Origin of the sequence: Streptomyces albiflavescens (assembly GCF_014645835.1) — a bacterium.
GTDB lineage: Bacteria > Actinomycetota > Actinomycetes > Streptomycetales > Streptomycetaceae > Streptomyces > Streptomyces albiflavescens.
Map to the genome: position 1 here is coordinate 160683 of NZ_BMMM01000019.1, position 17863 is coordinate 178545.

17 protein-coding genes are annotated in these 17863 nt (G+C 70.7%); 11 read left to right on the forward strand and 6 right to left on the reverse strand.

The genetic code is table 11. The features are described 5' to 3' along the window. Window positions 1–111 precede the first annotated feature (111 nt). Window positions 112–1143 (forward strand): alpha/beta fold hydrolase, encoded by a 1032-nt coding sequence (locus tag IEY95_RS39095; protein WP_189190972.1) that lies wholly within the window; start codon window positions 112–114, stop codon window positions 1141–1143. Window positions 1144–1169: 26 nt separating this feature from the next. Here IEY95_RS39095 and IEY95_RS39100 read toward each other — a convergent pair whose 3' ends face one another. Genes IEY95_RS39100 through IEY95_RS39115 form a run of 4 tightly spaced genes read right to left on the reverse strand, consistent with a single transcriptional unit; the run spans window position 1170 to window position 5100 of the window. After that, window positions 1170–2648 (reverse strand): NAD(P)/FAD-dependent oxidoreductase, encoded by a 1479-nt coding sequence (locus tag IEY95_RS39100; RefSeq protein WP_189190973.1) that lies wholly within the window; start codon window positions 2646–2648, stop codon window positions 1170–1172. Then, window positions 2632–3867, reverse strand: a complete 1236-nt coding sequence (locus IEY95_RS39105; protein WP_189190974.1) for an MAB_1171c family putative transporter — start codon at window positions 3865–3867, stop codon at window positions 2632–2634. Before IEY95_RS39105 ends, IEY95_RS39100 begins: the two co-directional genes overlap by 17 nt. A 13-nt stretch (window positions 3868–3880) precedes the next feature. Continuing rightward, a complete protein-coding gene (locus IEY95_RS39110) occupies window positions 3881–4411 on the reverse strand; it encodes a toxin-antitoxin system, toxin component (protein WP_189191022.1) in 531 nt (176 codons plus the stop codon). Between the two features lie 32 nt (window positions 4412–4443). Further along, complete coding sequence (locus IEY95_RS39115) at window positions 4444–5100, reverse strand: helix-turn-helix domain-containing protein (RefSeq protein ID WP_189190975.1); 657 nt, start codon at window positions 5098–5100, stop codon at window positions 4444–4446. Window positions 5101–5345: 245 nt separating this feature from the next. Here IEY95_RS39115 and IEY95_RS39120 point away from each other — a divergent pair, with 245 nt between their 5' ends. Further along, window positions 5346–6002: an MmyB family transcriptional regulator gene (locus IEY95_RS39120; protein ID WP_189190976.1), complete on the forward strand. Its 657-nt coding sequence runs from the start codon at window positions 5346–5348 to the stop codon at window positions 6000–6002. A gap of 104 nt (window positions 6003–6106) precedes the next feature. Here IEY95_RS39120 and IEY95_RS39125 read toward each other — a convergent pair whose 3' ends face one another. Together IEY95_RS39125 and IEY95_RS39130 are read right to left on the reverse strand one after the other, a co-directional pair. Further along, window positions 6107–6886: a cache domain-containing protein gene (locus IEY95_RS39125; protein ID WP_189190977.1), complete on the reverse strand. Its 780-nt coding sequence runs from the start codon at window positions 6884–6886 to the stop codon at window positions 6107–6109. Then, window positions 6843–7667 (reverse strand): FadR/GntR family transcriptional regulator, encoded by an 825-nt coding sequence (locus IEY95_RS39130; protein ID WP_189190978.1) that lies wholly within the window; start codon window positions 7665–7667, stop codon window positions 6843–6845. The genes IEY95_RS39125 and IEY95_RS39130 overlap by 44 nt, the downstream gene beginning before the upstream one ends. Before the next feature lie 104 nt (window positions 7668–7771). On the opposite strand from IEY95_RS39130, the gene IEY95_RS39135 reads away from it, so the two are divergent. From IEY95_RS39135 to IEY95_RS39175, 9 genes are all read left to right on the forward strand, one after another. After that, window positions 7772–8809 carry an ABC transporter ATP-binding protein gene (locus tag IEY95_RS39135; RefSeq protein WP_189190979.1) on the forward strand — a complete coding sequence of 346 codons (1038 nt, stop codon included), beginning with the start codon at window positions 7772–7774 and terminating at the stop codon, window positions 8807–8809. 25 nt (window positions 8810–8834) lie between these two features. Next, complete coding sequence (locus IEY95_RS39140) at window positions 8835–10046, forward strand: ABC transporter substrate-binding protein (protein WP_189190980.1); 1212 nt, start codon at window positions 8835–8837, stop codon at window positions 10044–10046. 7 nt (window positions 10047–10053) lie between these two features. Then, window positions 10054–10944 carry an ABC transporter permease gene (locus IEY95_RS39145; RefSeq protein ID WP_189190981.1) on the forward strand — a complete coding sequence of 297 codons (891 nt, stop codon included), beginning with the start codon at window positions 10054–10056 and terminating at the stop codon, window positions 10942–10944. A 10-nt stretch (window positions 10945–10954) separates the two neighbouring features. Beyond that, window positions 10955–11770 carry an ABC transporter permease gene (locus IEY95_RS39150; RefSeq protein ID WP_189190982.1) on the forward strand — a complete coding sequence of 272 codons (816 nt, stop codon included), beginning with the start codon at window positions 10955–10957 and terminating at the stop codon, window positions 11768–11770. 307 nt (window positions 11771–12077) lie between these two features. Continuing rightward, complete coding sequence (locus IEY95_RS39155; RefSeq protein ID WP_189190983.1) at window positions 12078–12779, forward strand: FadR/GntR family transcriptional regulator; 702 nt, start codon at window positions 12078–12080, stop codon at window positions 12777–12779. Between the two features lie 114 nt (window positions 12780–12893). Continuing rightward, window positions 12894–14333, forward strand: a complete 1440-nt coding sequence (locus tag IEY95_RS39160; protein ID WP_189190984.1) for a four-carbon acid sugar kinase family protein — start codon at window positions 12894–12896, stop codon at window positions 14331–14333. Next, a complete protein-coding gene (locus IEY95_RS39165) occupies window positions 14333–15208 on the forward strand; it encodes a class II fructose-bisphosphate aldolase (RefSeq protein WP_189190985.1) in 876 nt (291 codons plus the stop codon). Before IEY95_RS39160 ends, IEY95_RS39165 begins: the two co-directional genes overlap by 1 nt. A gap of 125 nt (window positions 15209–15333) precedes the next feature. Continuing rightward, a complete protein-coding gene (locus IEY95_RS39170) occupies window positions 15334–16266 on the forward strand; it encodes an NAD(P)-dependent oxidoreductase (RefSeq protein ID WP_189190986.1) in 933 nt (310 codons plus the stop codon). After that, the gene (locus tag IEY95_RS39175) at window positions 16263–17714 is read left to right on the forward strand and encodes a GntT/GntP/DsdX family permease (protein WP_189190987.1); all 1452 of its coding nucleotides are present in this window, start codon (window positions 16263–16265) and stop codon (window positions 17712–17714) included. Before IEY95_RS39170 ends, IEY95_RS39175 begins: the two co-directional genes overlap by 4 nt. Window positions 17715–17863: the final 149 nt, after the last annotated feature.

Below are 17863 nucleotides of genomic sequence, written 5' to 3' on the forward strand. Positions count from 1 at the left end.
CCGCTTAGCCGAGGCGAAACCTCACGGAAATGCCGTGTGGGACAGCGGCCCTAGGCTGGACGGGAAAGCCGGGGTCCGCCTGCACGGCGGCCTGGGAACAGGAGGTGGCCCGTGGTCGACGTACCGCCTCGGCGTCCGCGGCTGCGCTCGGTGGGCGACGGGGAACTGCGCCTGCACCACCGCGTCGTGCACGGCTACCGGCGCGCCTACCGGATGGCAGGCGAGGGTCCGGCGCTCGTCCTGATCCACGGCATCGGCGACTCCTCCGCGACCTGGGCGGAGCTGATCCCCGACCTCGCACATACCCACACGGTGATCGCGCCCGATCTCCTCGGCCACGGTGCCTCCGACAAACCGCGGGCCGACTACTCGGTGGCCGCGTACGCCAACGGGGTACGCGATCTGCTCGCCACGCTCGACATCGAGTCCGCCACGCTGGTCGGGCACTCGCTGGGCGGCGGAGTGGCGATGCAGTTCGCCTATCAGTTCCCCGAGCGCACCGAGCGGCTCATCCTGGTCAGCGCGGGCGGTGTCGGGGGTGAGGTCAATCCCGTACTGCGCGCTGTCTCGTTGCCCGGCGCCCACCTCATGCTCGCTACGCTGCGGCTGCCCGGAATGCGCCTCCAAGTGGGGCTGTTCGCCCGCCTGATGAGACTCCTCGACAGCGATCTGGGCCAGGACGCACCGGAGTTGCTGACCCTCGTGGACGCGCTGCCCGACGCGACCTCGCGCAGTGCCTTCATCCGCACCCTGCGCGCCGTGGTCGACTGGCGCGGCCAGGCGGTCACCATGCTCGACCGCTGCTATCTGACGGAGGGCATGCCCACGATGCTGCTCTGGGGCGACCGGGACAGCGTGGTGCCGGTGCGCCACGCGTACCGGGCGCACCAGGCGATGCCGGGCAGCCGCCTGGAGATTTTCGAGGGCGCCGGCCACTTCCCCTTCCACAGCGACCCGGCGCGCTTCCTGGCCCTGGTCGAGGAGTTCACCAGCACCACGCACCCGGCCGACTGGAGCCGTGAGCACTGGCGGGAGCTGCTGCGCGCCGGCCGCCCCGGCACCGCGGCCGGTCAGCCGGACACCGCCAAGAACCGTGCCGTGGAACGGGACCTGCGGGAGGCGAGCGAACGCAGCGCGACGTGAGGCCCGCTCGCTCCCGCGGCGCGGTGTCAGCCTCTGGCGGGTGACTCCTCGGTGCGAACCAGGGCCCGTTCCTGGTCCGTGAACGGCGGTTCGGACAGCGGCGGGCGCCGCGGGCCGCGGAGTACCGCGAAGGCGACCTCGGGCTTGAAGAGAGCGGGGAGCGGTCCGGACAGCGTCATCACGGCGAGCAGGGCCTGGGTGACCAGCGGGCGCCCGGTCGCCGTCAGCATGAGCCGGTTCACATAGCGGCCGAGCAGATTCTGCGCGCCCCCGGGCTGCTTGCCGATCGCGCCCGGGTAGCGGATGTCGGTGCCCGTCGCGAGGTCCCAGGCAACGGCCACTGGCCGGGACACCGCACGCTGTGCTCGCCGCGCCAGCCCCGGTGCCCTCAGCCCGTGCTCGGCCACGAGCCCGCGCAGCGCCACGGCGCCCTGCGCGGCCACCGACATGCCGTGCCCGTAGACCGGGTTGTACGTGGCGACGGCGTCGCCGAGTGCGACGAACCCCTCGGGCCAGTCCTTCACCTTCTCGAAGAAGCGCCGCCGGTTGACCGTGCTGCGGCTGAGCGCGACGTCCGTCAGCGGCTCGGCGTGCGCGATCAGCTCACCCACGACCGGATGCCTGACGCCGCGCGCGAACGTCTCGAACTCCTCGGTGGCGTCGGTCGGTTGACCGTCGCGTGTGCCGGAGAGCGTCACCAGCCAGCGGCCGCCCTCGATGGGCACGATCGTCGCGGACTGGCCCGGCACCGGCTGCGCCGCGTCGGGCTGGACATTGACCACGGGGAAGTCCTCGGTGTCCGCGGGCGCGCGAAAGATCCGGCTGGCGTACGCGAGGCCGGAGTCCACCTCGTCCATCGGCGCCTCGGGCACGCCCAGCGCGTCGAGCCAGGTGCTCGCCCGTGAGCCGCGCCCCGAGGTGTCCACCACCAGATCGGCGTCCAGGACGAGCTCCTCGCCCTCGGACGTTCGCACCCGCACGCCCGTCACCCGGGAGGCTCCGCCCTCCAGGCCGAGGAGCTCGGTGCGCTGCAGAACGGTGACGCGCTCCTTCTTGGCCAGCTGCGCGCGCAGGACCGAGTCGAGCAGATCCCGGCTGCACGCGATCATGAACTGCATCTCGGGAAAGCGCCGAAGCCAGCCCTGCGCCGACAGGGAGACGAGGCCGGTCGGCAGCGGAATGCGCCGGGCGCCCGCGGCGAGCCAGGCGTCGGTCACCCCGGGCAGCAGGTCCTCCATCGCGCGGACGCCGCCGGACCACAGCAGATGGGCGTGGCGGGCCTGGGGAAGGCCCTTGCGCGGCTCGGGCCCGTCGGGCAGCGCGTCGCGCTCGACGACGGTGACGTCGGCGTATTCGTGCAGGGCGGCCGCGGCCAGCAGACCGGCCAGCCCGCCGCCGACGACGACGGCACGACGGGCGGGCCCGTCCGACGGCAGACGGTGTGCGGCGTCGGCGGATCTGTCCGGTGAAGCCGAGTCCCGGGAGGCGCTAGCTGGTTCGTTCATGGAAGTCGCTCTCTGACCTGGTCGGGGCCTGCCCTCGGGCAGCCGCGACGACGGGTGACTGACGCAGCGCGATGGACATCCGCACGAGGTCGCGCGGGCCGTCGGTGTACGCGTACGCGTCGGCGGATCCGTCCGCCGCCGGCGCGGCGGTGGCTGCCTCCGCCGAGCTGATGATCCTGCCGTCCGGATCCGCGGCCCTGGCGCGCACCGCGGCCGTCACCATCGCCGCGTCCGCCTCGGCCTGCGCCTGGACGGGCGAGGAACCCGCCGCCATGGCCGCGTCGTAGGCATGGGCGCGCACCGCGGAGTCGAAGTAGGGGTAGAGGCTGAGCATGCCGTCGTGGATGTCGGACTCCCGCTGGGTGACCTGGAGTTCGGCGGGGGACCACCAGGAGATCCGCACCGCCCGGTCCTCGTGCGCGGAGACCGGCTTCAGCTCGCGCCACAGCGGCCCGAGCCTGCGGTACGTCGACCAGGTGTTCCAGCTGTCCCCGATGCGCTGGCAGGCCAGCGGGACACAGAAGCCGACCGCGGTGATCTGTGCCCCGACGGAGGCCAGCACGGGTGCCACATTGGTGCTCAGGCCGTCCAGGTTCCCGCCGTTCCAGCGGGCCACCACGGCGGTGAACTTGGCCGCCGCGTAGGGGATGTTGCACAGCGAGCCGAACGCGATGATCAGCAGCCCGGCCCGTAGCCAGCCGTGCACCTGGACCGCCCAGCGCCAGCACATGACGTTCATCGCGACGCCCGCGACGGTGAGCGACACGAGGTAGAGCACGATCATCTCGCGGATGAAGGGCGTATTGGCGTAGTAGGTGTCGAGGTCCCGCAGCCGCTCCTCGGGGGCGTCTCCCAGGGCGAAGGACACGATCAGCGCCACACCCACCACGCTGTACCCGGTGATCCAGCGGCGCGTGAGCCGACGGGTCACCTCGGGCGGCCCGCCGCGCCAGTTGATGATCAGCACAAGACAGGACGCACTGAAGGCGCTGAGCAGGCAATAGACCAGTGGCGCCGAGATGTTGGGCACCCCGGTGAGTTCGTTGACCTCGGCGATGGTCGGCGGGGCCGCGAAGAGGAACACCAGACCCGCGAGCGCCAGGAGTACGCCCACGGAACGCATCAGCGGGTCGCGCCAGCCGCGGACCAGGGCGGGCCCCTTGAAGGCGATGGCGGCGCCCATGGCGACGGCAGGGAAGTAGTAGCTCGATCCGTCCATGTCCTGGAGACCCTCAGCCCTGCGGGCCGCGGTAGCCCAGGGACGCCTCGATACGGCCGGCCAGACCCTCCCGCTGCACCGGCCCGCGCAGCGACGACCCGGCAAGCCACGTACGGCACTTGCTGGCCAGCAGCAGACCGAAGCTCTCGGCCTCCTTCTCGTCGGCGAGGTCGAAACGCGTGCGCGCGGCCACCTTCAGCACGGTCGCCTGCAGATCCGCGCTGTCGCTCAATAAACGGGCCGCGACGGCCGCGCCCTCGACGTGGTGGCTGCAGTGCCCGGCTTTCATGTGCCACAGCTCGTGGCCGAGGATCACCAACTGGTGGTCGGGAGCGGTGCGTTCCTCGATGACGACGAGGTCCTGCTCGGCCATGTCGAGCCACAGCCCGCTGGCGGTGTTGGGCGGGAACGCGGCCGTACGGAACTGGACGGGACGGCCGCGGCGTCTGCTCATCGCGTCGCACAGCGCCGCGTAGAGGTCGGCGGGTTCCGCCGGCGCCGGGAGCGACAGCTCCGCGACCAACTCGCCGCACAGGCGGCGCATGTCCCTTCCGATGCCCACAGTTCTCCCCCGGCTCACGACTCGGGCCGCTTGACGCTTTCCAGGAGCATGTCCAGCCACTCGGCGACCTTGTCCCGGTGCTGGTCGGTGGGCAACTGCGCGGCCCGCCAGGCGATTCCGCGGACGCCGTGGTCGAGGAGCAGCCGCTCCAGCGGGTCGTCCGCGACCACGGCCGCGGCGCGCTCGCGGTCGGCGAGTCGCTGAAGGAGCTCCTGCTCCGAACGCTGCAGGGCACCCACGAGTGCCTCGGAGTCCTCGGCCGTGAGGAACCCGGCATGCACCCGGAAGAAGCGCTGAATGGCGTCGCAGTGCTCCATGGTGGGCCGCCGGTCGCCATTGATGAGGGCCCCCGCCTGCTGGCGCGACATCCCGGCGCCGTCGGCGATCTCCTGCTGGGTGTAGCGGCGTCCGTTGGGCTTGAGCCGGGTGCGGCGCAGCAGGTCCAGGCGTTGCAGGAAGCGGGCCTGCAGATCGGGCTCCCCGGCGGGGCGACCGCTGAGCAGCGCCTTCACCACGGGTTCGGGGACGCCGGACTCGCCCGACAGGCGCTTGACGTCGAAGACCTCGGCGTGTTCCACGCCGAGCCGGTCGGCGAGTGCGGTGACCCGGGCCACGACGGCCTGCAGCAGAACCGTCGCCGTGGCGCCCGGAACTTCGAAGCCATCCGTCACCGACAGATCTCCTACGTCTCTCTCAGGTCTCTCTCACGAACGTCAGGAACCATCCGGACACGAAGGTCAGGAATCACCCGGAGACTAGCCCCTCGCTCGAACTCACATCCAGGTCTCGCCACAACTGTGGCGAGATTCAGCCGTCAACGGGCGCCAAATGCCACGATAGTTGACACGACTACTGCCTGGGCAGCAGGATCGGGGCGCCGCGTGAAGGCCGCAGAGGCAAGAGGGGTGACCTCCCGATGGCGTACCAGGCAGGAAGGCAGCGGTCCCAGCCGCGACCTGTCCCCGAGAGTCTCGAAGCTCAGGCGTATCTCCAGGACTACGCCGGCCTCTTGGAGGCCGTACCGTTCCCCTCCGTCGTCTTCGACCACCGCTGGGACGTCGTTCTGTCCAACGCCGCGTTCGAGACACTTTTCGACGGCGTCGGCCCCCACCCGACGGCCATGCCCGGTGACAACTTCCTCCGGTTCGTTCTGTTCCATCCCGATGCGAGCACCGTCCTCGGTGAGCACGAGTCGAGTTGGTGCCTGCCGATGCTGGCCCACTTCGCGGCCGCCGTGGAGCGTCACGGCCAGGACCGTGGACTCCAGTCGATCCGCCGGGACATCGCCCAGGACCCCATCATGGACGCCGCCTACCGGCACGGACTGCCGCACTGGATCCGCGCGGTCGGCCCGGACGCCGTCGAGCACGACGGCGCCGTGCGCCCGCTGGTGCACCCCGATCCACGCTGGGGCAGCACGCACTGCCGGATTGTCGACGACACCCCCAAGACCCTTCAGGACATGGGCTACACGCGGATGACGCTGGTCCTGCGCGAGGCACGGAGCGCGATCGCCGTACCGCGCAAGGCGCGCAAGACCCGCAACGGCGCGGCGGAGCTGCGGGCGGTCTGAGCCCGCCGGCCGTACCGTCCCATGAGGTTCCGTTCCGAGACCGCGGGCCGTACCGTCCCACGAGGTTCCGGTCCGAGCCCGCCGTTCGTACCGTCCCACCAGGGTCAGTCGGCCGACACCACGAGCACCAGCGGAACGCCGTCGCACGGAATCAGCCGCATCCCTTCGAAGCGCGCGCTCCGCGCCGACGCCAGTACGGCCCCGAAGTCCGGGCCCTTGGTGAGCGATCCGGCCAGATGCGCGGGGTCGGCGGACGCGGCCACCCGCCCGCGCGCGTTCACCAAGTGGGCGGCACCCGGCAGCCGTTGCAGCAGCGGGACGACCGCGGCCTCGAAGTGCCGCAGATACACGTCGGCCGCGGCGACGCCCACGAACCGGCCCTCCATCTGGACGGGGGCGGACAGCGTCAGGCTGTACTCGTCGGAGCAGAGGTAGTCGACATAGGGTCCGGCGACCGCGCGCTGTCCCGTGTCGCGGGGGAGGGCGAACCAGTCCCAGTGCGTGTAGTCGGAGTACGCGGAGTGCCGCGGATCGAGGTCGAGCAGCAGCGGTCGTACGTCTCCGTCGGAGCCCGTCTGCCACCACTCCAGCCATGCCGGTACGTCACCGAGCAGCCCCGGCGCCGCGACGAACCCGACGCCCGACACCAACTCCTGCCGGGCGAGCCGGAGATGGAGCCCGGGCCGCAGTGCGGCCAGATCCACGGTCGCGGGGCGACGGCCCTGCGCGGCGACCCGGACGAGCAGGGCCGCCGTATCGGTCCGGGTCTCGGCGACCGCGTCGAACACGGCCTCCAGCGTGGAGCGGACCTGGGTGGCGACGGCAGCCTCCGGTGTCGCGTCAAGCGTCGCCGTGGCGCCGACCGGGCCGGGGCTCCTGCTCATGGGTGCCCTCCAGCGGACGGGGACCGGACACGGTGCGCGGCATCGCGAGGCGGAGGGCGATGAGCCGCGCCGTCGAGTCCTGGACGCACCGCTCGGCCAGCGCTCTGGCCGAATCGTGGGCCCCATCTTGCACCGCCGAGATTACGGAGCGGTGACGGTCGGCGACTTCTTCACGATATTCGTCGTCCCCGAGCACGAGACACAGCAGCGCCCCCACCTCGGTCTGGAGCGCGACCTGTTCGCGGGTCAGCCGGGCGGACTGGGACGCCGCCGCCAGCTCGACATGAAAACGGCCGTAGACCCGGCTGCGCGCCGCCACGTCCTCGGCGGACGCCAGCTCCTCGAGGGTGCGCCGCAGCTGGTGAAGATCGGCCGGTTCCGTGCGCTGGGCCGCCAGCCGGGCCGCCGCGCCCGACACCGCGGCCCAGTGATCGCCAAGGTCGCGCAGCTCCTCGGTGCTCCAGCCGGCCAGCCGGGCCTTCAGCCGCTCCTCGCCGGGGAACTCGGGGAGCGATACGAAGCTGCCGCCCCCGCGCCCCCTGCGGGTGGTGACCAGACCCTGCTGCCGCAGCGCCATCAGCGCCTCGCGCAAGGTCACCGTGGACACTCCGAGCTGTCCGGCCAGCTCCATTTCGCCGGGCAGTTGCTCCCCGTCAGCGAGGAGTCCGAGCTCGATGGCGTCGCCGAGCCTGCGGACGACCGTCTCCACTCGCGCCCGGTTGTCCACCGGAGTGAAGACGGCCCTCCGGGCGCCAGCTATCTGTTGCTTCACGGCTACCACCTTGTGCGATGACTCAACCTTTACCTTAAGGGGGTCTTGAGCTTTGAACTATGACTTCATATCTTTCCGATCAACGAAAGAGTGCACCAGAAAGGTTCCCGTCCATGGAGGGAAGCGCGATCCGGCTGCGGGATCTGCGGAAGTCGTTCGGCGAGACGACCGCGGTGGCGGGGATCGACCTGGACATATCCGACGGCGAGTTCTTCTCGATGCTCGGCCCGTCCGGCTCGGGAAAGACGACTGTCCTGCGCATGATCGCGGGCTTCGAGAGCCCCACCTCCGGGGAGATCGAGTTGGCCGGACAGGAGGTCACGGGGCTTGCCCCCTTCGAGAGGGACGTGCACACCGTCTTCCAGGACTACGCGCTCTTCCCGCACATGACCGTGGAGCAGAACGTCGCCTACGGCCTCAAGGTCCGCAAGGTGCCCAAGCCCGAGCGGCTGGTGCGGGCCCGCAAGGCGCTCGCCGATGTGCGCCTCGAAGGATTCGGCAGGCGTCGCCCCGGCCGGCTCTCCGGAGGCCAGCGCCAGCGCGTCGCGCTCGCCCGCGCCCTCGTCGGGCGCCCCCGTGTGCTGCTGCTCGACGAACCGCTCGGCGCTCTCGACCTCAAGCTGCGCGAGCAGATGCAGGTCGAGCTCAAGGCGATCCAGCGCGAGGTCGGCATCACGTTCGTCTTCGTCACCCATGACCAGGAGGAGGCCCTGACGATGAGCGACCGCATCGCCGTCTTCAACCAGGGCCGCATCGAACAGGTCGGCACCCCGGCCGAGATCTACGAACGGCCCGCTACTCCGTTCGTCGCGGGCTTCGTCGGCACTTCCAACCTGCTCGAGGGCCAGTCCGCGCGGCAGGTCGTCGGCGCCCCGGGCACGTACAGCATCAGGCCCGAGAAGATCCGGGTCCTCAAGGAGTCCGCCGAGGCCGACGAGCCGGAGCACTCCACCGCCACCGGCACCGTCGCCGAGGTCGTCTATCTGGGGGACGCGACCCGTTTCCTCGTGGACCTCGACGCGGGAGGGCGCCTCACCGCGCTCCAGCAGAACCTGGAGACCTCCTCCGAGGACGTCGCCGCCTACCGCGGCACACGGGTCCGGCTCCAATGGCACCGCCGCCACACCTTCAAGGTCCCCGACCCCCGCTGACCCCCACGCTCAGTCCCCATCACGTATGGAGTACGTCGTGCGCCTCACCACAACCCTCCGGGCCGCCGCCGCAGTCGCGGTGCTCGTCGCGGCCACCGCCTGTGGATCGTCCGACTCGGGCGGCTCCTCCTCGTCGACCGGGCTCAACCCGCCCGACCTGAAGGCGCAGTCGAAGCTCGGCAAGACCGAGGGCCAGGTCAACCTCATCGCCTGGGCCGGTTATGTCGAGGACGGTTCCAACGACCCCAAGGTCGACTGGGTCAGCGACTTCGAGAAGCAGACCGGTTGTCAGGTCAACTCCAAGGTCGCGGCCAGCTCCGACGAGATGGTCAAGCTGATGAAGACCGGCCAGTACGACGCGGTCTCCGCGTCCGGCGACGCCTCCCTGCGCCTCATCGCCTCCGGCGACGCGGCCCCGGTCAACACCAGCCTCGTACCCAACTACAAGGATGTCTTCAGCGGCCTCAAGGGCGGGGCCTGGAACTCCGTCGACGGTCAGATGTACGGCATTCCGCACGGCCGCGGCGCCAACCTGCTGATGTACAACACCCAGAAGGTCACGCCCGCCCCCACCTCCTGGTCCGCCGTCTTCGACGACGCCTCCCAGTACAAGGGCCATGTGACCGCGTACGATTCGCCGATCTACATCGCCGACGCGGCGCTGTATCTCAAGGCGACCAAGCCTGAGCTGAAGATCAAGGACCCCTACGCGCTGGACCAGGAGCAGTTCGACGCGGCCGTCGCGCTGCTGAAGAACCAGAGCGCGAACGTGGGGGAGTACTGGAGCGACTACCTCAAGGAGATCTCCGCCTTCAAGAGCGGTGACTCCGTGGTCGGCACCACCTGGCAGGTCATCGCCAACCTCGCGGCCGACGAGGGCGCCAAGGTGAAGGCCTTCGTGCCCAAGGAGGGTTCGACGGGCTGGTCGGACACCTGGATGATCTCCGCCAAGGCCAAGCACCCCAACTGCGCCTACAAGTGGATGGACTGGATCATCTCGCCGAAGGTGAACGCCCAGGTCGCCGAGTACTTCGGTGAGGCTCCGGCGAACGCCAAGGCATGCGACCAGACCAGCGACAAGTCCTTCTGCGACACCTTCCACGCCGCCGACGAGGCCTACTGGAAGAACATCGCCTTCTGGAACACGCCCATCGAGCAGTGCCTCGACGGCCGCACCGACGTCAAGTGCGTGCCGTACGCCAAGTGGGTCCAGGCCTGGACCGAGATCAAGGGCTGAACGACCGATGACCACCACCGCGCAGGCCGCCGGACGGTCCCCCGTCCGGCGGCTCGCCGGGACCCTGCACCGACACCCCCGGCTGCGGCTGTCCCTCCTGCTGACCGCGCCGCTGCTCTGGCTGGCCGTGCTCTACCTGGGCTCGCTGGCCGTGTTGTTCGTCTCGGCGTTCTGGACGACCAACTCCTTCACCTCCGAGGTCGTGAAGGTCTGGTCGACCGACAACTTCCACGCGCTGTTCACGACTCCGGTCTTCCGGCAGGTGATTCTGCGCAGTATCGGCGTCGCGCTCGCGGTCACCGTCCTGTGCGCGGTGATCGCCTTCCCGGTCGCCTTCTACACGGCCCGGATCGCCAAGCCCAAGTGGCGCCCGCTGCTCGTGGTCGCCATCCTCACGCCACTGTGGGCGAGTTACCTGGTCAAGGTGTACGCCTGGCGGCTGATCCTCTCTCAGGGAGGCCTGGCCGACTGGATGCTGAAACCCTTCGGGATGAGCGGGCCCGGCTTCGGACTGCTCGCGGCGGTCATCGCGCTCACATACCTCTGGCTGCCGTACATGATTCTGCCGATCCACACGGCACTGGAGCAGTTGCCCGCCAGCCTGCTCGACGCGTCGGCGGACCTGGGAGGACGCCCCGCACGCACCTTCCGCTCCGTGGTGCTGCCGATGGTCCTGCCGTCCGTGGCCGCCGGCTCGGTCTTCACCTTCTCGCTCAGCCTCGGCGACTACATCACCGTGCAGATCGTCGGCGGCAAGACCCAGCTCATCGGCAACCTCGTCTACTCCAACATCGAACTGAACCTGCCCATGGCCGCCGCGCTCGGCACGGTCCCCGTCGTCGTCATCGTGCTCTACCTGCTCGCGATGCGCCGCACGGGCGCCCTGAGCAGCCTCTGAGGAGCCCGCTGTGCAACTCTCCCGTACCGCGCGCATCGCGCTGCGCGTCGCCGCCGGGCTCGGCTTCGCGATCATCTACGTTCCGCTCGCGCTCGTCCTGGTCAACTCCTTCAACCCGGACCGCAGCGCGAGCTGGCCGCCGCCGGGGCTGACCTTCCACTGGTGGTCGGTCGCCTGGGAGAACGAGGGCGCCCGAGCGGCCCTCTGGGTCTCGGTCAAGGCAGGGCTCGGCGCCACCGCCATCGCCCTGGTGCTCGGCACGCTGATCGCCTTCGCGGTCGCCCGGCACCGCTTCTTCGGCCGCGACGCCATCTCCTTCGTCGTCGTCCTGCCGATCGCACTGCCCGGCATCGTCACGGGCATCGCGCTCAACTCGGCGTTCGGCACGGTGCTCGAGCCGCTCGGCGTCGGCCTCGGCCTGTTCACCGTGATCGTCGGCCACGCCACCTTCTGCATCGTGGTCGTCTTCAACAACGTCGTAGCGCGGCTGCGCCGTACGTCCGGCTCGTACGAGGAAGCGGCGATGGACCTGGGCGCGGACACCTTCCGGGCCTTCGTCGACATCACCTTCCCGCTGGTGCGCTCGGCGCTGCTGGCGGGCGGACTGCTCGCGTTCGCGCTCTCCTTCGACGAGATCGTGGTGACGACGTTCACGGCCGGACCCGGTATCGAGACCCTGCCGATCTGGATCTTCAACAACATGACACGGCCCCAGCAGGCCCCGGTTGTGAACGTCGTGGCGGCGGTGCTCGTCCTGCTCTCGGTGATTCCGATCTATGTGGCGCAGCGGCTGTCCGCCGACACGGCGGCCGAGAGCAGGATCTAGACGTCGGTGAACATCCAGGCCGGCGACACCTTGACCGCGGGTGCGGCGGAGCGCTTCGGCATCACCATCGTGATCGTCACCCACGACCGGGCGGTGGCCGGCAGCGAACACGAGTGACTCCGCCGCCCGGTGATCCATTGCCGTAACCGAACGGTAATCGCGCGAAGGTATTGACGGCTTCGGAACCCGGTGTCATGGTTACCGCCATTGAGACATCAGATGTCTGACGTCAGATCTCTGGATCACCAGCTCTTGATGTCAGACTCTGGATCACCACATGCCGAAACCAGCCCGCGGAGGCCCAACGATGTCGCTCTCCGAAGATCTCGCCGAGCGCCTGCTCAGCGCGATCATCGACGGCACCTACCCGCCGGACGCCGTCCTCCCCCCGGAGGCCGAGCTGGCCGAGCAGTCGTCGGTGAGCCGTCTGACCGTCCGCGAGGCGGTGAAGCAGCTGCGCGCACAGAACGTCGTACGGGTGGTGCGCGGCCGCGGCACCTACGTGAACCCGCCGGACCGCTGGACCGCGCTGGAGCCCGTGGTCCGCGCCGCGTCCCGCTCCTCCCACACCTCACTCTCCGAGCGGCTCATCGAGGCCCGCCGCCTCATCGAGAACGGCGCGACCGAGCTCGCCGCACTCCGGCGCAGCGACACCGATCTCGCCGAGCTGCGCGAGCACCTCACCGCGATGCGGGACGCCGCCGACGCGGGCGACACGGAACAGTTCGTGCAGTCCGACATCGACTTCCACGCCACGGTGATGCGGGCGACCGGCAACCTCTTCGTCCCGCTCCTCTTCGAGCCGTTCGGCCCGCTGCTCGCCGAAGGACGCCGCGAGACCTCCGCGGTCCCGCAGATTCGCGTCAACGCCATCGCCCACCACGAGGCGGTTCTCAGCGCCCTGGAATCCGGCGACCCGGACAGGGCCCGCCGCGCCATGGACGCCCACATGAACCAAACGGCGAACGACTACCGCACGCACGTACTCAAGGACAGCGGGCCGTCGTAGCAGCCGTGCGCGCACGCGCCGCACCGCTCAAGCCTCCGTAGCCGTGGGTCATCGCGCCTCCCCGCAGGCCCCCGGACCTCAGCCCCTCTCGCACCCCCGTCCCCAGGAACCGCCATGTCCCTACCCCCCCATGCCCTCCCCGAGTCAGAGGTCCTCGCCGGCCTCCCGCCCGTCAGGGCGGTGGACGCCTCAGAGGTCGCCACCCGCATCGCAACCGCCCCCCGCCTCGTCGTCCTCGACGACGACCCCACCGGCACCCAGACGACCGCCGACCTCCCGGTCCTCACCACCTGGACGGTGGACGACCTCCGCTGGGCCCTCCGCCAACAGAGCTCCGCCTTCTTCGTCCTCACCAACACCCGCAGCCTCTCGCCCGAGGCCGCCGCCACCCGCAACCGCGAGATCGTCCGCGCCCTGCACGAGGCCTCCCGGGCCGAGAGCGTCCCGTACGTCATCGCCTCCCGCGGCGACTCCACGCTCCGCGGCCACTTCCCCCTCGAAACCGACGTGCTGGCCGAGGAGTTGACGCATCTCGGCGCCGCTCCCGACGGAGTCGTCCTCGTCCCCGCATACATCGAGGCAGGCCGCCTCACTCTCGACTCGGTCCACTGGATGCGCACCGGCGACGGCCTCCTCCCCGTCGGCGAGAGCGAGTTCGCCAAGGACGCCACCTTCGGCTACGCCTCTTCCGCCCTCCCCGACTGGGTCGAGGAGAAGACCGGCGGCCGCACCCCCGCCGACAAGGTCGTCCGCATCACCCTCACCGACCTCCGCGCCGGTGGCCCGGAGCACGTGGCCGACCAGCTCTCCTCCCTCCGGGACGGCGCCACCGCCGTCGTCGACGCCGTGTGTGACGACGACCTCCGCGTTCTCGCACTCGCCCTCGCCGCGGCGGGGGAGAAGGGCACGCGTCTCCTCTATCGCGTCGGCCCTTCCTTCGTACGGGCCCGAGCGGGCCAGTCGGCCCACCTCCCGCTCACCGCCGCCGAGCTGCGCCCCCTGCGCGCGGACGCCGCCCACGGCCTGATCGTCGTCGGCTCCCATGTCTCTCTGACGACACGTCAGTTGAATCACCTGCGCGAACAGCACGGCGACATCGGCGAGTTCGAACTCGAGGTGGCCCAACTCCTCGACGACACCCGCCGCGAGGCCCACATCCAGGAGACGGCCGCCGCGGCGGCTGAGGCGCTGGAGCGGTCGGAGACCGTCATCCGCACCACTCGCACGGTGGTCACCGCAACCGATCCGGACGAGAGCCTCGCCATCTCCCGGAGCGTCTCGGCCGCACTGGTCGAAGCGGTACGTCTCGTGACCGCGGCCCGCCGCCCCGCCTTCGTCATCGCCAAGGGGGGCATCACCTCCAGCGACACCGCCACCCAAGGTCTGGACATCCGCCGCGCCTGGGCCCGCGGCACGCTGCTGCCCGGCATCGTCTCGCTGTGGCAGCCGGTCGACGGCCCGGCCGCCGGCATCCCGTACATCGTCTTCGCGGGGAACGTCGGCGGCGACACCGCACTCGCCGACGCCCTCGCCCTGCTGAGGAGCGCCGCCTGATGCTGCTGACCGGAACCGAGGGCCTCAAGGCCCTGACCACGGCGTACACGACCGGGCAGGCGCTCCCCGGCTTCGTCGCGTACAACCTGGAAACGGTCCAGGGCATCGTCGCCGCGGCGGAGGCGAACCCCGGCCACCCTGTCCTCCTCCAGGCCGGCTCCAGCCCCTTCAAGCACGCGGGACGCGAACCCCTGATGCGCCTCGCCCTGGACGCCGCGGCCCACTCCGACGCTCCCCTGGGCGTCCACCTCGACCACAGCCGCGACCTCGACGAGATCACCGCCTGCCTGGAGGCGGGGTACACCTCCGTCATGGTCGACGGCTCCCACCTGCCCTTCGCCGACAACATCGCGCTGACCCGCGAGGCCGTACGCCGCGCCCGCGACCACGGGGCATGGGTGGAGGCGGAGTTGGGTGCCCTGGCGGGTGACGAGGACGTCTCGACGAACGCGCACACGTCAGCGACCACCATGACGGACCCGCTTCAAGCGGCGGAGTTCGTCGCCGAAACGGGCGTGGACGCCTTGGCGGTCGCGGTCGGGAACGTCCACGGCTTCACGGCGGCGCCGGTCCGCCTCGACCTCGACCGCCTGGGCGCGATCCGCGCCGCCGCCCCCGTCCCCCTGGTCCTGCACGGCGCCAGCGGCCTTCCCGAGGAACAGCTCCTCGGCGCCCTGGCCCGAGGCGTGGCAAAGGTCAACGTCAACGCCGAACTCCGGCGCGCCTATCTCCAGGCGGTGAGCGACCGACTCCCCACGGCACTCCCCGGTTCGGACGCGGTCGGTCTCTGGTCGGCGGGCCGCGACGCGGTGGCGCTGGCGGCAGCCCGGATCATCACCCAACTCACCCGAGCTTCCGGCCCGTCGGGCGTTTGAGGACCAGGGCCTGTCGTCACATTCCCGTCTGCCCCCGGCACCCGCAGGACAACACCTCCCCAGCTCGGGCTCCCCACCCGAAATCCCCGCACAACAATCCGCTCGCCCCATAGGAGGGCACCCTCATGTCAGCCTCACCCGCCCCCCGTCCCCACACGGCCGTGATCGGCCTCGGCGCCATGGGCCTCCCCATGGCCCGCCGACTGGCCGCCCACCTCCCCCTTTCCGTCTACGACATAGCCCCCGCCCGCCGCGCCCTGCTCGCCTCGGCCGGCGGCACGGACGCCGCCTCCCCCGCCGAGGCCGCCCGCGACGCCGACGTCGTACTGCTCGCCGTACGCGACCAGTCCCAGGTCGACGGCGCCCTGTTCGGCGAGAACGGCGCCGCCGAAACCCTCCGCCCCGGCAGCACCGTCATCCTGACCAGCACGGTAGGCCCGGAGGCGGCCCGCGCCACAGCCGAGCGTCTCGCCGAGAACGGCATCCTCACCGTGGACGCCCCCGTCAGCGGCGGCCCGGTGCGCGCGGGCGACGGCGACCTGCTGATCGTCGTGGGCGCCGAGGACAAGGCGCTGGACCTCGCACGCCCGGTCCTAGACCTGCTTGCCTCCACCCTCACGATCGTCGGCCCCCGCCCGGGCGACGGACAGGCCCTCAAGGCGATCAACCAGCTCCTCGCCGGCGTCCACATCGCCGCGGCCGCGGAGGCGATCGCCCTGGCCCGCGGCCTGGGCCTCGCCCCGGGCACGGTCGTGGAGAGCCTGCGGCACGGCGCCGCAGGTTCGTTCATGTTCGGCGACCGTGGCCCCCGCATGGTCGAGACGTACGAGAGCGACGTGGCCCCCGAAGTGAAGTCGCGCCTCGACATCTTCGTGAAGGACATGGGCATCGTCACCGGCATCGCCAAGGACGCCCACGTCCCGGTCCCCCTCGCATCCGCCGCGCAACAGCTCTACCTCCTCGGCGAACGCGCCGGCCTCGCCGCCCACGACGACTCCTCGGTCGTCACCGTGCTCTCTCCCAAGTCCACCCCGGCCCAGAACGGAGAGGACCGATGAGCCACACCAGCCTCCTCCTGATCGCCGCCGCAGGCGTCGTCACCCTCCTCCTGCTGATCCTTCGCGCCAAGGTCCAGCCCTTCGTCGCCCTGGTCGTCGTCTCCATCGCCGTCGCACTGGCCGCGGGCGTGCCGGCGGCCGACCTGGTCAAGACCATCGAGGAGGGCATGGGCTCCACGCTCGGCCACATCGCGACGATCATCGCCCTGGGCGCGATGATCGGCCGGATCATCGAACTCTCCGGCGGTGCGCAGGCGTTCGCGCACTCCCTGATGGACCGCTTCGGCTCCAAGCGCACACCGCTGGCGCTCACCGTCGCCGGATTCATCCTCGGCATCCCGGTCTTCTTCGAGGTCGGCCTGATCATCCTGATGCCGATCGCCTACGGCGTCGCGCGCGCCTCCCGCAAGCCGCTTCTGGTGTACGCACTCCCGATGGGCGCCGCGATGCTCACCGTGCACGCGTTCCTGCCCCCGCACCCGGGCGCGGTCGCCGTCACCCAGGCCATCGGCGCCGACCAGGGCCTGGTCCTGCTCATGGGTATCCCGGTCACCGCGGTCGTGATCCTGCTCGGTTACCTCGTCTCGCGCCGGATGACCCGCCGTGAGTACCCGATGGACCCGGCGGTGTACGCGGAGGTGTACGGCGAGGTCGAGCCGGCGACCGGCAGTGGGACTCCCGCGGTGCCGGCCCCCGAAGGCGACGCCGCCGACGGCCACGGCACCGCCGTACTCACCAAGCCCGCCCCCACCCCGACCGCCGTGGACGACGCCCCCGCGCCTTCCTTCGCCATGGTGTTGGCCCTCATCGTCACCCCCATCCTCCTCATCCTGGCCGGCACCCTCGGCCAGAACCTCCTCGCCGAGGGTTCGACCCTGCGCGCCGTCCTCACTGTGCTCGGCGCCCCGATGGTTGCCCTGCTCATCGACGTGACCCTGTGCGCCTACTTCCTGGGCGCCCGCCGCGGCTGGGACCGGACCCGCATCGCGAACGTCATGACCTCGGCCCTCCCGCCGGTGGCCATGGTGATCCTGGTGGCGGGCGCGGGCGGTGTCTTCGGCAAGGTGCTGGTGGCGAGCGGCATCGGCGACGCGATCGCCGACGTACTGGACCGGACGGGTCTGCCCGCCCTCTTCCTCGCCTTTCTGATGGCGCTCGCCCTGCGCGCGGCCCAGGGTTCGACGACGGTGGCCCTGATCACCACGGCGGGCATCCTCACCCCGCTCCTGCAGCGTGCCGACCTGTCCACAGGTCAACTCTCCCTGGTCGCCCTGGCGATGGGCGCGGGCGGTCTGTCCGTCTCGCACATCAACGACGCGGGCTACTGGATGTTCACCAAGCTGGCCGGCCTGGACGTGGCGACCGGCTTGCGCACCTGGACCGTCCTGACGACCACGATGGGAGTGATGGGCTTCGGCCTCACCGCGGCCCTGTGGCCCCTCGTCTGAGGTGATCGGCGAACGTTGTCCTTGGTGATCAGCGGACGCTGACGTCCCACGCCCCACGTTCCGCCCTGGGTACGCCGATCGACCCGCGCGGCCTACGCAGGGCGGAGCCACGCGCCCGACGAACACAGCCCCAACCGGGCCTCGTCGGG